This is a genomic window from Clostridioides sp. LIBA-6622, assembly GCF_056716095.1.
In genome coordinates this window covers 1,365,050-1,380,829 of the sequence record NZ_CP196998.1, presented here as the reverse complement: position 1 = coordinate 1,380,829, position 15,780 = coordinate 1,365,050, and the positions used below count along the sequence as shown (strand labels likewise).

The 15,780-nt window shown below is 27.6% G+C and carries 11 protein-coding genes; 2 read left to right on the top strand and 9 right to left on the bottom strand.

The genetic code is table 11. The features are described 5' to 3' along the window. Window positions 1-46 precede the first annotated feature (46 nt). The 3 genes from ACTG47_RS06630 to ACTG47_RS06620 form a co-directional block, all read right to left on the bottom strand. The gene (locus tag ACTG47_RS06630) at window positions 47-499 is read right to left on the bottom strand and encodes a MarR family transcriptional regulator (protein ID WP_169465582.1); all 453 of its coding nucleotides are present in this window, start codon (window positions 497-499) and stop codon (window positions 47-49) included. A gap of 311 nt (window positions 500-810) precedes the next feature. Beyond that, the gene (purB, locus tag ACTG47_RS06625) at window positions 811-2,256 is read right to left on the bottom strand and encodes an adenylosuccinate lyase (protein WP_479926550.1); all 1,446 of its coding nucleotides are present in this window, start codon (window positions 2,254-2,256) and stop codon (window positions 811-813) included. A 143-nt stretch (window positions 2,257-2,399) separates the two neighbouring features. Further along, window positions 2,400-3,308 (bottom strand): tyrosine-type recombinase/integrase, encoded by a 909-nt coding sequence (locus ACTG47_RS06620; protein ID WP_479927070.1) that lies wholly within the window; start codon window positions 3,306-3,308, stop codon window positions 2,400-2,402. A gap of 245 nt (window positions 3,309-3,553) precedes the next feature. Between ACTG47_RS06620 and ACTG47_RS06615 the strand changes: the two genes are divergently transcribed. Both ACTG47_RS06615 and lepB read left to right on the top strand, forming a co-directional pair. Further along, window positions 3,554-4,378 carry an undecaprenyl-diphosphate phosphatase gene (locus tag ACTG47_RS06615; protein WP_479926549.1) on the top strand — a complete coding sequence of 275 codons (825 nt, stop codon included), beginning with the start codon at window positions 3,554-3,556 and terminating at the stop codon, window positions 4,376-4,378. A 39-nt stretch (window positions 4,379-4,417) separates the two neighbouring features. Then, on the top strand, window positions 4,418-4,948 hold the full coding sequence (gene lepB, locus ACTG47_RS06610) for a signal peptidase I (RefSeq protein WP_169465588.1): 531 nt from the start codon (window positions 4,418-4,420) through the stop codon (window positions 4,946-4,948). 83 nt (window positions 4,949-5,031) lie between these two features. Here the strand turns inward: lepB and ACTG47_RS06605 are convergent, their stop codons facing one another. The 6 genes from ACTG47_RS06605 to recA form a co-directional block, all read right to left on the bottom strand. Beyond that, a complete protein-coding gene (locus tag ACTG47_RS06605) occupies window positions 5,032-6,813 on the bottom strand; it encodes a UvrD-helicase domain-containing protein (RefSeq protein WP_479926548.1) in 1,782 nt (593 codons plus the stop codon). 371 nt (window positions 6,814-7,184) lie between these two features. Continuing rightward, window positions 7,185-9,524 (bottom strand): sensor domain-containing diguanylate cyclase, encoded by a 2,340-nt coding sequence (locus ACTG47_RS06600; protein WP_479926547.1) that lies wholly within the window; start codon window positions 9,522-9,524, stop codon window positions 7,185-7,187. A 313-nt stretch (window positions 9,525-9,837) separates the two neighbouring features. After that, on the bottom strand, window positions 9,838-10,653 hold the full coding sequence (locus ACTG47_RS06595) for a LytR/AlgR family response regulator transcription factor (protein WP_479926546.1): 816 nt from the start codon (window positions 10,651-10,653) through the stop codon (window positions 9,838-9,840). Then, complete coding sequence (locus ACTG47_RS06590; protein WP_479926545.1) at window positions 10,631-12,454, bottom strand: sensor histidine kinase; 1,824 nt, start codon at window positions 12,452-12,454, stop codon at window positions 10,631-10,633. The genes ACTG47_RS06595 and ACTG47_RS06590 overlap by 23 nt, the downstream gene beginning before the upstream one ends. A gap of 325 nt (window positions 12,455-12,779) precedes the next feature. Beyond that, on the bottom strand, window positions 12,780-14,321 hold the full coding sequence (gene rny, locus ACTG47_RS06585; RefSeq protein ID WP_169465753.1) for a ribonuclease Y: 1,542 nt from the start codon (window positions 14,319-14,321) through the stop codon (window positions 12,780-12,782). Between the two features lie 151 nt (window positions 14,322-14,472). Next, window positions 14,473-15,543, bottom strand: a complete 1,071-nt coding sequence (recA, locus tag ACTG47_RS06580; protein ID WP_479926544.1) for a recombinase RecA — start codon at window positions 15,541-15,543, stop codon at window positions 14,473-14,475. Between the last annotated feature and the right edge of the window lie 237 nt (window positions 15,544-15,780).

Sequence of the window (15,780 nt, the reverse complement as noted above, 5' to 3'; positions counted from 1 at the left end):
AAAAATATCCCCTTTTCAGATATTATTTGAATAGGGGATATTTTTTCTATTTAAATTCTTCTTTATTTAATATATATTGAAGAGTATTTATTGCCTCTAAATACTTTCTTCTATCTTCTTCAGTCAATTTAGAAAGCTTTTCTCCTAGACCATCACTTAACTTATCCATAAAGTCAGAAGCTATCTTACCCCCTTCTTCAGTAATGTCAATTAGATATTTTCTTCTATCAACTAAATCTCTTTCTCTTGTTACATATTTCTTGTCAGTTAAATCATCAACCATACTAGTTAAACTGCCTTTTTCTATATTTAACTTAGAGCATAAATCAGTCATACTTATTACTCCATAATTTTTTATAAATACTAATGCTCTTAATTGTGTTTTATTTACATTATAGTCTGGTGCAAATTTTTTTAGGTCTTCTAAGTATAGGCTAGAATAAATCTTAGGAAATGTTTTTACTAGAAAACTTATGGTATCTTTTACTACATAGTTCATACAATCACCTCGGTTGTTTTAAAATTTATTAAATTATCTAAATAACTTTATTTCAGTTTACATTAAAAATATTGCAAGTACAATAGTTTTTACTGAATGTTTAAATTTAATTAGTAATCTTATCATTTTATTTAATTTTATTTATATTATTCTTATTAAACACTATTTATATAGCTATTTTTTTGAATTCATGGTATAGTAAATAAGGAAGAACTCTTCATAGCGATGAAGAGCAGACGCTAGCCCATTAAAATGGCTATCTTATTTATAAATAAGATAGCCATTTTTGATTATATTTTATCTGTATACTTCTATACTCTTAAATCCACATCTACTTTTCCTAAGTCTTCTTTATAATCTTTTATAGCTGGTTCTACAACTTCATTTGCGAACTCTACAACTTGTTCTGGCGCTCTACCTATAAAGTTTTTTGGATCCATTATAGATAATATTTCTTCTTTACTCATTTTAAATGAATCATCATTCATTATAAGCTCAATTAGATTATTATCCTTACCTTCATGTTTAACTCTATATGCAGCTTTCATAGAATATTCTCTTATTATCTCATGTAATTCCTGTCTATCTCCACCTCTTTTTACAGCTTCCATAAGTATTGTTTCAGTAGCCATAAAAGGAAGTTCCTCATTTACATGTTTACTTATCATGTTCTCATATACTACTAAACCATCAGTTACATTTATACCTATTTCAAGGATTGCATCTGCTGCCATAAAAGCTTGAGGTATAGCCAATCTCTTATTAGCTGAATCATCTAATGTTCTCTCTAGCCATTGAGTAGCTTGTACCATTGCAGGGCTTAAAGACTCAGAGATTATATACTTAGATAAAGATGCTATTCTCTCACTTCTCATTGGGTTTCTCTTATAAGCCATTGCTGATGAACCTATTTGATTCTTTTCAAATGGCTCTTCTAATTCTTTTAAGCTTTGTAAAAGTCTTATATCATTAGTCATTTTATGCATACTTTGAGCTATTCCTGATAGTATACTTATCACTTGATAATCTAATTTTCTAGTATATGTTTGTCCACTTACTGCATAAGAAGAATTATATCCCATCTTTTTACAGATTTTCTTATCTAATTCTTTTACTTTTTCATGGTCTCCTTCAAATAAGCTTAAAAAACTTGCTTGAGTACCAGTAGTTCCTTTAACGCCTCTTAATTTCATATTATCTATTCTATAGTTTAAATCTTCCAAATCAAGTATTAGGTCTTGAGCCCATAAACAAGCTCTTTTACCTACTGTTGTAAGTTGTGCTGCTTGAAAGTGTGTAAACCCAAGAGCTGGCATATCCTTATACTTAAGTGCAAATTCTTTTAAATTATTTATTAAGTTTACAAGTTTTACTCTTAGAAGTTTTAAAGCTTCATTCATTTGTATAACATCAGTATTGTCTCCAACATATGCAGATGTTGCTCCTAAATGTATTATTCCTTTGGCTTTTTCACATTGTAAACCATAGGCTTTTACATGAGACATCACATCATGTCTTACTTCTTTTTCTATTTTTCTAGCTTCATCAAAATTTATATTATCTATATTAGCTCTTAACTCATCTAATTGTTCTTCAGTTATATTTATGCCTAACTCATGTTCACCTTCTGCAAGAGCAACCCATAGTCTTCTCCATGTAGAAAATTTAAATTGTGGAGAAAATATATAGCTCATATCTTTGCTACAGTATCTATCTGTAAGTGGATTTGAGTACGTAGTATATTTATTATCTATCATTATATTAGCACCTTCCTTAAATCTTTTGTCATGTGATTATTGTGTACAAATTAGTACATAAATAATTATATATAATTTTACGAACTATAACAAGACTTTTTTATTTTTTGTTCATATTTATATATAGTATTTTTTATTTATTACTATTTTTTATTTATGTCCAAATTATCTTTTTCAATAAGATAATCCACTATTTCGCTATCGACAAAATTTAATACATATTTATATCTAATTGCATAGTATTTGTCACTCCAACCAAGTTGATTTTTTACATCACTTTCATCTGCTCCAAGTCTCAAACTTATTGCTGCAAATGAATGTCTAAAGTCTCTTGCTGAATATTGAGAAAGTCCTGCTAAATCTAACGCTTTTTTGACTATAAGTCTGACATTTCTATCTGTTATAGAATTACTTTTTTGAGTAGTAAAAATAAAGTCATCATTAGGTATTATTACCTCAGGAAGCCCAGAATAATTCCTATAATCTTCTAAAAGTTTAAAGAAGTATGGATGTAACTTAACTACTCTCTCTTTTCTTCCTTTTCCCAGTCTCACGTACGAGTTATCGTTTTCATCTACCATAAGGTCTTTCCACTTCAAGCTAACCAATTCATTTAATAAACACCCAGTAGTAACTAGACAGACTATTATTACTCTATCTCTTATATTTAATTTTGGTAAAATACCTATAAGCTTATTTATTTCTTGTATACTCAGGACATCATCTTTTGTTTTTATTCTTGTTACTGTTGGTTTCTCTACATACCTAAATGGATTTATATCTATGTATCCTTCTTTCTTTAAGAAGTTATAAAAACTATGTAAATAACTATATATCTTTTCACAAGTTGATTTTGCATATTTGGTCTGTATATAGTCTACAAAATTTTTACAATCTTCTTTTGTCGCATAAATCAATTCTTTCCCTTTTAAGAACTCTTTAAACAGTATAACCTTTGATAAATAATCGTGTTTTGTATTTGGGTTTAATTTTGTAGAAAAAATATTAAAGGTTTCGTACTCATAATCATCTAGTATTTTTGTACTATACATAATAACTCCTTTCTTTCTCATAAAATAAAATAGTTATACTTTTACTATACCATATATTTCCCCTTCAAATATACCCCTTATTCAATAGATGAGCTTTAACTTTACTTTGTTAAATTATGAAGGTTTTATGAAAATATCAATCTTTCATTGTGCACTACACAGTACTATGGTATTATAAGTTAGTAAAAGGTGGCATTTTTTTATTAATATATGCTACTATAAATTTGTATTGGAGGTATTTTGGTTTGGAAACATTTAGTTTACTTGAAGTTTTTAAGGCAGTCATTTTAGGAATAGTTCAAGGAATCACAGAATGGCTACCAGTAAGTAGTACAGGACATATGATATTAGTTGATGAGTTTATAAAATTGAATTTTTCAAATACATTTATAAGTACATTTTTGGTTGTGATTCAATTTGGTTCAATATTGGCAGTACTTGTTATATTTTTTAAAAAGCTAAACCCTTTTGATAGCTCAAAGAATATTAAACAGAAAAAAGAAATAGTTCGCTTATGGCTTAAGGTTATAATTGCAGTTATACCATCTGGAGTTATTGGAATACTTTTTGAAGATGATATAGATAGATTATTCTTCAATTCAACAGTAGTTGCTATTGCTCTTATTGTATATGGTATAATAATGATAGGACTTGAAAAGAGAAATAAAAAACCCAAGTATAAGGATTTTTCTCAAGTTACATATAAATTAGCTCTTTGTATAGGATTGTTTCAATGTTTAGCTCTTATACCAGGGACATCTAGATCTGGTTCAACTATAATAGGTGCAGTATTACTTGGTGCTTCTAGATATGTAGCTGCAGAATTTTCATTCTTCTTAGCTATCCCTACAATGCTTGGAGCTAGTGCTTTAAAGCTTCTAAAAGCTGGATTTGGATTTAGTGGATTTGAATGGCTTATTTTAGGTGTTGGTTCTATAGTAGCATTTATTGTTTCAATTGTAGTTATTAAATTCTTTATGGACTATATCAAAAAACATGACTTCAAAGTCTTTGGTTATTACAGAATAGTCTTGGGTATAATTGTTCTTGCTTATTTCTTTCTATTCTAATGTATTCTAATTTAATAACAAATGATAAGGAGAAAAATTATGAGTGTTAAAAAAGAAATATTTGATTGGGCTAAGTCAATAGCTATGGCTATTGTACTTGCATTTGTAATCCTACAATTTATAAGACCTTCTATTGTAAGTGGAGAATCAATGTATCCTACTTTAGACGATAAAGACTATCTAATTTTAAATAGAATATCATACAAGGTTGGTAAACCTGAGAAAGGCGATATTGTTGTTTTTAAAACCAATTTAGTTGATGGTGATACAGGAAAGAAAAAAGACTTAATAAAAAGAGTTATAGCTACTGAAGGTGACAGTATAAAAATATCAAATTCCAAAGTATATGTAAATGGAAAGTTATTAAGTGAACCATATATTCACAATAATTATACTTCTGGAGATATAAATACAGTTGTTCCAAAAGGTAAACTATTTGCAATGGGAGATAATAGAGAAAATAGTAATGATAGTAGATTTCCTGATGTAGGTATGGTTGATGAGGATGAAATCCTTGGTAAGGTCATGGTAAGACTATTACCTCTTGATAATATTGGAAAAGTAGATTAGAAAAATAAGAGACTGAATTGGTAAAATTTATTTTACACATCTCAGTCTCTTTTAATTTACTTATATAAAAACATATTTTTTTACTAACTCTCTTTTGATTCTGTGATAATTCTTATTATATCGCTTGCATCTTCATTAAAAGTCGTTACTATACTTAAATAATCAGTTGCTCTACTCATAGCTAAATAAACCTTATTTAAATCTCCTATAAAGTCATTTACTTGGTAATCTTGCTCTGTATCATTTATAGTTTGATTATATAACATTTCTAACTCACATATTATCACTGCTTTGTATTCTAAATTTTTTATAGAATATATATTTGCAATTGTAGTTCCTACCTTCTTACTTATATTTGTTAGATTGTCTTCCGCACATATATAAGGAATTTTTGCTTCTTCTAATGCTTTTTTTAGCATGTATTGGAAATAAATAGTCTTTCCACTTTTTAATTTTTTCTTATTGTAAGGATATACAATAGCAACTTCAGAATAATCAAGACCCTTTTTACTTATTAGGTACTCAATTTCCCATATTACAGAACTTATTTGGTCATCAAGGTCACTTACCTTTATTATATCAACAGACTTGTTACCACTTCTAAGTGCTTCAGTATTAAAAAAAGTATTAAACTTTGTATTTGGTCTTAATTCGTTAATATATGAGTTAGAATTATTTGAAAATTTATTTGAAAAATCTACAATCTCTTTTGCTTGTCTATAGTTTTTGCTTAAAATAATTTTATCATCAAACTCTATATTATTATATAATGTTTTAAATATATTCAATCTATTAGAGATATTCAAAGAATTACAAGAACACACATTAAATATAAATTTTGTTTTATATAAAAACTCTCTTATAAACTCTATCTCATAATCTAAAAAGCTTTCTGCTTCATCAATAAAAATAGCTTTGAACATATTTTTATTTTTTATAATGTTCTGTGCTTGTTTTACTAGATTATTAAAAGTTTTTTCATAATCATTTTTTAACATATTATAGTCTACAATTAAGTTGTATTTTTTAGCGAGTTTAAATATAAAAGAACTAAATGTATGGACTTCTAAATTATTATTATCTTTATACAATAGCTCTATCCTCTCTCGAAGCTCATTGCATAATTGCTTTGTATGTGTAAATATGATTAATTTATGATGTGGATATACTTTTGCTAGTTTTATAGCTCTTGAAAGCATAATTGATGTCTTTCCTATACCAGAACCACCTTCAATAAGTGTATTTCCATATTTAATAGAAATAGCATCTTTAATTTGAATTTCTTCCATCATAGTTGCTGTATACTTATAGTCATCATTATAAAAAGAAATCTTTTTAAATTTTTCATTTAGATGAAGTTTATCATTTATTATATAGTATTCTGAACATACATCTAATAAAAATAAATTTAAATTTATTTCATCATTTTTTTCACTAAGATATTCGTCTAGTGAACTTTTATTCATTATATCTTGAAGCTTATTCTTATCTATTATATTATTATTAACAAATTCTCCAAACTCATATGCTTCTTCTACTTCAACATATGGCATAATGTAAACGTAATTATAGCTTATATTTCTATTCTTTTGTCCCATTTTTAGTTTCAAAAGCTCATATTCCTCATTCATAACTTCAAGTAACTCTTCTTCCAAAATAAAAAATATATCTTCTGTTGTATCCATAAATTTTATAAATAAAATTTTTCCATCTTTAACATACAACAAATCAGTATTTATTCCTTTAAAAGGAGTAACTTTTGGCACTACTTTAACGTCCTCATTGATATCTTCGTAAAACAATTTCTCGAATTCCTTCAATTTTAGGGCGTCTAACTGAGAGTTTATATTTATGTATTGGCTCACTTACATTACCTCCTTCTGTTATACTTAATTATACCATTTTGAACTATATTTTTATATATACTTTTTATAGGCAAATTTAGTAAATAAATTCAAAATAAATACAAATAAATACAAAACTTTTAAAGAAACTTTGCAATAAATATAGATATTTATTCTTATAAAATGTTTTATGTAAATAATAAATTTCATAATTAATCTTCAAAAAGATAAGTAAAATGTTTGAAACGGTAAATTTTGTCATCTAAGACACAAAAATTTAGTATTAAAAAGTTAAAAACCTGCTAAAAAATTATGTCTTTTCTTAGCAGGTTTTATTTATAATCTTTGCATATAGCTACTATTATATTAAATTCTTTATTCTACCATACTATTTAGTTTTTGTTTTCTGCTATAAGACTCAGACTTGATATGTCTGTGTAAATTGCATAAAAAACAGGATAACGATTTTGATATAACTCATTTACAAACTTTCCTTGCATTCTTACAGGGAAAACATGACCATCTGTATGGCGAAAACGGAAAACTACTTCAAAAGTTTCTCTTTTAGAAATTGCTTCTTTCAATGTATCAGTTATTATTTGCAAATCATCTTGTAATACTGGTGAAAGAACATCAAAGTCTTCAGACGAAACAACTTGTGCAGAATATCCAGTAAATTCAAGCATCTTTTGATTAAAATAAAGTAATTTCAAATTTTCCATGCAAGCAAATTTGACAACACCATCAGTAGCCATTTCTAATAATACCTTTATATCTCTAGGGTCTATGTGAAATGACATACTATCAATAGAGTCATCCGAAAATACATGATAAGAATTTTTTCCATGGCTTTTTGCATAATAAAGTGCTTGGTCTGCTTTTTCATATAACTCAGAATATACATACCCATGCTCAGGATACATTGCTACACCAATACTACATGTAATAGAAAACTCCATGTGTCCAGCAAATCTTTTTTGATTAATTTTAGAACAAAAACGCTCCAATTTATCCACAAGTATATAGTTATTGGTACTAAAGTTTTTTATCAATACTACAAACTCATCTCCACCAATACGCCCTACAATATCATCCTCACGAAATTGGGATTTCAACTCCAATCCAAACTCACTTATAATAAAATCTCCAAATGCATGACCATATTTATCATTTACATTTTTAAAATCATCAATATCAAATATTAGAAAGACATGTTCAGAATCTTGATTATTCTTATTTTCTAAAAATAAACTAATAAATTCTTCTGTTACACCCTTATTATAAAGACCAGTAAGAGAATCACGTTGTGAACGTTCAAGGAGTAACAATTCTCTATTTTTCTCTTCATCTATATTTTTACGATAAGATATCATACGAACGGATTCATCTGATGTCCAAAAGAAAATTCTAGCATTAATTCTAATCCAATGATAACTTTCATCATATGTCTTAATCAAAAAATCGTAGCTAATATTATTAATTCCACTATTATAACACTTAAGAACATTTTCTGGTAAGAATGTATCTAAATACCCCTGTGCATACTCTTCTTTTATTTGTTCTTTAGCAATTGTATGTAGTGCTTCATCATATGGTGTATTAAGACCTAACCCAAAATCATGAAAATATCTATTTGAATATTCACAGCCAGCTCTATTATTAGTGACATCAATTTCGAAAATATTTTCATAAAGTTCTTCAGTGGATTGACTCAATAGCTTCTGATATTCTAATTTCTGAGAAACACTAAGCTTCATTATTTGGCTTTTATACTTCTTAAGTACACGTGTAATTGTAAAAAGTACAAATATTATAATTAAAATTATAACAGCAATTCCCTTTAGAAATTGTGTTTGAAGTTGCCTACTCATTATAGTCAAATCATTTTCTAAAACAAGATGCCATTTTAAACTAGGTATATATTGATATACAACATAACTTTTTGATTTTTCAGATGAATGCCAAAAACTCTTTTGTTCTTTTTTACTGTTTAATATTAACTCTTTTGAATCAGATAAATCACTACTAGAATTTTCAAAGAAATTTATGTGCTCATAACCAGTTTTATCTGATGATAATTGTACAAATCCTTTATCATCAATTAAACGTGCTGTAACATCAAATTTATCATCGTATTCTTCAAGCAATTTTTGTAGTGAATTAACCTTTAGTCCAACACCTATAATTCCCATAGTTGAACCATCATTATCTTTTATCTTACAGTTTACAAATACTGTAATACTATTATTGCTTGCCTCATCATTATCAACATTTAGTGAATATTCATCATTATTCTTTAAGAAATTATAATACCATTGATTCTCTGAATTATTAGCACTAAGATTTCTATCAAGACCATTAAAATGATAATAATTATTCGTTTTACTTGATACTAGAAAAACAGAATCATATGAGTATTTATTCCTATATGCATTCAAGTAATCTTGTAATTTATAAATAAACTCTTCATCATTTATATGCTCTTTCTCTCCATCTAAAAAATTTTTTAATAAACTATCATTTGCCATGGTAAGAGACACATTTATAGGCTCTGAAAGGATTTTATCTATCTGATAATAAATACCTTCAGCCGCTAATGTAGATACATGCTCAATATCATTTTTAAAAATATTAGTATTAGATTGATATCCAATTACAGAAGTAGCTACAAAACCAAGAGTAATAATAATACAAACAATAACATTTGTATGTAAAAGTGTATTTTTTTTCATAATCTGTCCCCTCTTTAACCCTCACTTTGGCTTCATTGTATTTTCACCTTCTTTAAATATAATTATTTCAAATAGTAAACTCTTTAAAACTTTAAATTTTTTATATTAATATATTACTTTTTATAAAACAACAGAAATATACAAATATATCATATAAAATTATTTGTTAAAATACTCAAATCATTCTACTAATATAAACGAATTATATGAGTTTTATTATTAATATATATTAATATAATGGATAAAGCACATCTAAAGCACATCATCAAAATTAAAAGTCTAAAAAAATTTATATTTTTTTCAAATATATTATTTATCTTTCACAATAACATTGATTAAACGTTTTTTGATATAACATTCCTGTAGTCAATTCTGCCCAACTATAATTTGTCATATATTCTCCAGAATATGTATTTACTGCCATCATATCCCATGTAAGCATATTATAATAATCACAATCAAATTTTGTAATATCTACTGCAATACTATTCCATTTTTTTATTATTATATGTTCAATATTTGCATCTTTCATGGTTTTCATCATATTAGATATTACTGTTTGTGTCTGATTTTGTAAAGAACGAGTATATTCCTTATCTTCCCAAAGTATTGCTGCTATTTCAGCGATAGTTACACTTGTTCCTTTTCTATCAACTAAATAAGCAAGTAATTCTTTTGATTTTGCTCTAGTAAAGATTAATGGTTTTTTATCTACAAATACCTCAAAATTACCAAATGTATGAATAAAGACACTATTTTTTGGTTTCAAAATAATAGGTGAACGTAAATTTTCGATTTCTTTCTTTATTCTTTCTACTGTTACAGGCTTGAGAAGATAGCCACTAACATGCATTGAAAAGGCATCTACTGCATACTCTGAGTAACCAGTTACAAAAATGATATTTATATTAGGTAAAATATCTTTTGCTAAGAGTGCAAACTCTAATCCGTTCATATCATACATCTCAATGTCAAGAAATGCAATATCTACATTATGTCCTTTTAAATAATCTAATGCAGACTGAGGTTCATCAAAAAGAGTAATTTCTTCAATCTCAGAAATATATGCTAATTTCTCATTCATATTTTTAAGAGCAATTGGCTCATCATCTACAACAATTATATTCATAATTTGACTCCTTTCCAATAGGGATGACTATTGTTACTATTGTTCCTTTTCCCATGCAACTTTCTATAGCTAAACTTCCATTACACTGTGTTTTTAATCGCCTTTTTACATTTTTAATACCAACATGATTTTTTCCATCATTTATTTTTTCAAGTACTTTAAATCCTACACCATCATCTTTTATGACAATATAAACATTTTCTTTATCTTTTGAAGTTGATATTATGATTGTGCCTCCTTCTTTCTTTTTTGTAATTCCATGCCGTATTGCATTTTCAACAATTGGTTGTATGGTAAGAACAGGAATATAAAAATCTGTATTCAGGAGTTCATACTTAACTTTTACACGCTCTCCAAAACGCAATAATTCTATACATAGATAATTTTCTAAATGAGATAATTCTTTATCAAAAGAAATTAATTTTTTTTGTGTAAGAGAATCCATATTTCCACGAAGATAAGAAGAAAATTTTTCTACTGCTTTATATGCCATATTAGAATCATGTTTACATAAATATTGAATAGTATTAAGTGCATTATACAAAAAATGGGGTTGTATTTGGCTAAGCATTATAGAAATTCGGTTTTCCATCAATTCATTCTCTAATTTATTTTGAAGTTTCTCTTTTCTTTTTATGGATAGCATAATATGTCCGATTTGAAATACAATAGTAGTTAGAAAACCTACACAAAAAAAGGGTAACTCTTGAATATATACAGTATAATAATTTGCTATTTCCATAATACCACCAATTACTACTGGTAAGTATGTAAACAGTGCTATTTTAGCATCAATACCTCTATATAATATAATTTCTGCAACTAGACATCCCATACCAAGTAGTACAATTAAAATACAAAGAATATTTTGCACTATAAGGAATTCATGTAAATCATGTATTCGTAGTAGTTGAAAAACAATACAAAGTAATATACTAGTCATCATCCCATATACACCTATATTTATAGTTTTCAACCTCCATCCAGTTAAGTAAGTAGCTAGATAGAGTGTACAAAAAATAGGAAGAAAAAATTGTGTCAGCAACTCTAAAATGCCAACTAATGTTGGAGATTGAATGATAAAAGTAAGTACATTAAAGTCTGCTAGACACCAAATTCCTCCAGCTATAGCAAACCATGACAATAAAAAAATCTGACGTGTTAACTCACTTTTTAAACAAAACAAAATAATACTTGCAATTAAACCAAGTAGTCCAAAAGATATTGTTATCATGGTAAACATAAGACCAATCTTATTTTCATGAAGCACACTAACAATTAAATCTCCTTTGGAACCAATCTGCATTTCATCAAAAAAACATACTAATTGTAATGCTCTACCACTAGAATACACTCGTTGTATGGTTATTTCTACTAAGTCGTTAGTTGTTATGCCATTTGATTTAAATCCTGTCCACATATGACCTGTGGACTTAGTAAGTGTATTGCTTGCATTTATATTACTAGTAGAAAACACTTCCTTATTAGATATACGAATATTCGCCTTCAAATGACTTATATGTAGTAAAAGAGTTTGTCCCATTGGAATATCTCTATTAAAATGACCTCTTAAATAAATAGACTCTTTTCTTATATTCTCAAGTGAATCAACATCAATAAAAGGTTCAAATTTTCCAGACTTAGGTTCTTGATATTCTCCAATAAACGAAACAGGAGTAAGATTATTTTTAAAATTTGGGTGATTATCCGCTTTTGAAGCACAAATAAGTAGCAACATTACTGATAAAGTTAATATTATTGGTAAATAAAATGCATTCCACCTAGATGTTTTCTTTTCCACAATAGTTCCCTCCATAAAATATATAATTTTCTTATAGACTAAAATATATAAGAAAATTATATATTTTAAAAACATTTATTTAATCATAATATATTATTTTATCATTTTATTATATCAAACAAATTTAAATAATTATATAAACAATACATATATAGATATTTATTTTATCAATGCTTTATAATTAATATATTTATCCATTACATTAATTCCATATACTGGTAAATAATATTTTTAAAATTAAAAAGCCACAAGATATATTATTATATCTTGTGGCAAATCTAAATTTCTAAAAATATTTTTTATTATTATTTAGATATTATTTCTTTTATTTTGCATACTCTATAGCTCTTGTTTCTCTTATTATACTTACTTTTATTTGTCCAGGATACTCAAGTTCATCCTCTATTTTCTTAGTCATATCTCTAGCTAATAAGTGTATCTCTTCATCATTTATAGCTTCTGGTTTTACCATTATTCTGATTTCTCTACCAGCTTGTATAGCAAATGATTTTTCTACACCTTCATATGAATTAGCTATTTCTTCTAGCTTTTCAAGTCTCTTGATATAAGCTTCTAAAGTTTCTCTTCTAGCACCAGGTCTAGCAGCTGATATTGCATCTGCTGCCGTAACTAATACAGCTTCTACAGTTTGAGGTTCGTAATCTCCATGATGAGTACTCATTGCATGTATAACTTCTTTAGATTCCTTATAGCGTCTAAGTAAATCCATACCTATTTCAACATGTGTACCTTCCATTTCATGGTCTACAGCCTTACCTATATCGTGTAATAAACCAGCTCTTTTTGCTAATCTAATATCTGCTCCTATTTCAGCAGCCATTATCCCAGCTATATGAGCAACTTCTATAGAGTGTTTAAGAACATTTTGTCCATAACTAGTTCTATAGTTAAGTCTACCTAATAATCTTATTAGTTCTGGATGAATTCCATGTACACTAGTTTCAAATGCAGCTTGTTCACCATATTCTTTTATAATATTGTCAACTTCTTTTCTTGCTTTTTCTACCATTTCTTCAATTCTAGCTGGATGTATTCTTCCATCTGCTATTAGTTTTTCTAGAGCAATTCTTGCAATTTCTCTTCTTATTGGATCAAATCCTGATAAAATTACAGCTTCTGGAGTGTCATCTATTATAAGGTCTATACCTGTTAAGGTTTCTAAAGTCCTTATATTTCTACCTTCTCTACCGATTATTCTACCTTTCATTTCATCATTAGGTAAGTTTACTACTGTTACAGTAGTTTCTGCTACGTGATCTGCTGCACATTTTTGAATTGCATATCCTATAATTTCTCTTGATTTCTTATCAGCTTCTTCTTTAGCTTGACTTTCTATCTCTTTTATCATTATAGACATTTCACGTCTTACATCTCTCTCTGCATTTGTTAAAATTATTTCTTTAGCCTTATCAGAAGTAATTCCTGATATATTTTCTAATTTTTCCAATTGCTGAGATTTGATTACTTCAACTTCTTCTTCTTTCTTTTCAACTACCTTTAACTTTTCACTTAGGTTCACTTCTTTAGATTCTAAATTTTGTAATTTTCTATCTAAGACTTCTTCTTTCTGTACTACTCTTTTTTCATACTTTTGTACTTCTGTTCTTCTTTCTCTGTTTTCTCTTTCAGCTTCTGTTCTCCACTTATGGATCTCTTCTTTAGCTTCTAATAATTTTTCTTTTTGTACTGTTTCTGAGTCATGGTGTGCTTTATCTATTATTTCTTTAGCCAAGTTTTCAGCTTGTCCAAGTTTTGCTTCAGATATATTTTTTCTAACAAAATATCCAGCTATAATACCAACAGCTGCACCTATTACAATAATTACTACACTGTCTATGACATCCACCTCCTTCGTTAATAATCCCAAAATGTCATCACTATGATTAAAAAATATTCCTAATAATTAAAATTAAATTTAGATATTTTATCCTCACTTAATTTTATAATTTTTTCAACATTGTGTCAAGCTAATAGGGAGCGTGGCATGTCTTTAATTACTAGTTATTTTTTTGTATTTTTACCGATTCTTCTACAATTTCTTTTGATACTGAATTACTTGATTCTTCACTATCTTCAGTTAGGTTGTAAAATGCTCTAACTTTCTCGTCTATTTCATTAGTTAAATCTAAATTATCTTCCAAGAATTTTTTAACATTTTCTCTTCCTTGTCCAAGTTTAGTATCATTGTAACTATACCATGAGCCTGATTTTTTAACTATATCTACATCAGCAGCTATATCTAGAAGGTCTCCAATTTTTGAAATACCCTCTCCGTACATTATATCGAACTCAGCTTGTTTAAATGGTGGTGCTACTTTATTCTTAACAACCTTAACTCTTGTTCTACTTCCTATGACTTTATCACCTTGTTTTATTGTATCTATTTTTCTGACATCCAGTCTAACTGATGAATAAAACTTTAGTGCACGTCCTCCAGTAGTAGTTTCTGGATTTCCAAACATTATTCCTACTTTCTCTCTTAACTGGTTTATAAATATAGCAACACAATTTGATTTTTTAATTGAACCAGTTAATTTTCTAAGTGCTTGAGACATAAGTCTAGCTTGTAAACCTACATGAGAATCACCCATATCTCCATCTATTTCAGCTTTTGGAACTAATGCCGCTACTGAGTCTATTACTATTATATCTATCGCTCCACTTCTTATTAATGCCTCTGCTATTTCTAAAGCTTGTTCACCTGTATCTGGTTGAGATATTATTAGGTTATCAACATCCACACCCAATGCTTTTGCATATACTGGGTCAAGTGCATGTTCTGCATCTATAAATGCAGCTATTCCGCCCTCTTTTTGAGCTGATGCTACACAGCTAAGTGCAACAGTAGTTTTACCAGAAGATTCTGGTCCATATACTTCAACTATTCTCCCTCTAGGTAGACCTCCTATACCAATAGCTATATCTAAACCAATTGCTCCTGTTGATATAACATCTATAGACATAGACGTTGCTTCTCCCAATTTCATTACTGAACCTTTACCAAAATCTTTTTCAATTTTACCTAAAGCTTCATTCAACGCTTTTAATTTTTCTTGATCTACACTCATCTCTATACCATCCCTTCATTTATCTACAAACATTTGTTCTCTTGTTATATATTAATTATATAACATAAATCAAACCTAGTCAATTTAAAAACGCTACTAATGATTATATTTTTATTCATTACATTTTATTTATAAACCATTATTAATAATTATATACACAAAAGAAAATATTCTTAAAATGAAAAGAGGTATACTATAATAGTATACCCTTTTTTACATTTTTAAAATTTTAAGTTG

Excerpts from the sequence above, each read along its gene's own strand:
- recA (WP_479926544.1), bottom strand. The coding sequence starts at position 15,543 with ATGAGTGTAGATCAAGAAAAATTAAAAGCGTTGAATGAAGCTTTAGGT.
- purB (WP_479926550.1), bottom strand. The coding sequence starts at position 2,256 with ATGATAGATAATAAATATACTACGTACTCAAATCCACTTACAGATAGA.
- lepB (WP_169465588.1), top strand. The coding sequence starts at position 4,418 with ATGAGTGTTAAAAAAGAAATATTTGATTGGGCTAAGTCAATAGCTATG.
- ACTG47_RS06600 (WP_479926547.1), bottom strand. The coding sequence starts at position 9,524 with ATGAAAAAAAATACACTTTTACATACAAATGTTATTGTTTGTATTATT.
- ACTG47_RS06630 (WP_169465582.1), bottom strand. The coding sequence starts at position 499 with ATGAACTATGTAGTAAAAGATACCATAAGTTTTCTAGTAAAAACATTT.
- ACTG47_RS06595 (WP_479926546.1), bottom strand. The coding sequence starts at position 10,653 with ATGAATATAATTGTTGTAGATGATGAGCCAATTGCTCTTAAAAATATG.
- ACTG47_RS06620 (WP_479927070.1), bottom strand. The coding sequence starts at position 3,308 with ATGTATAGTACAAAAATACTAGATGATTATGAGTACGAAACCTTTAAT.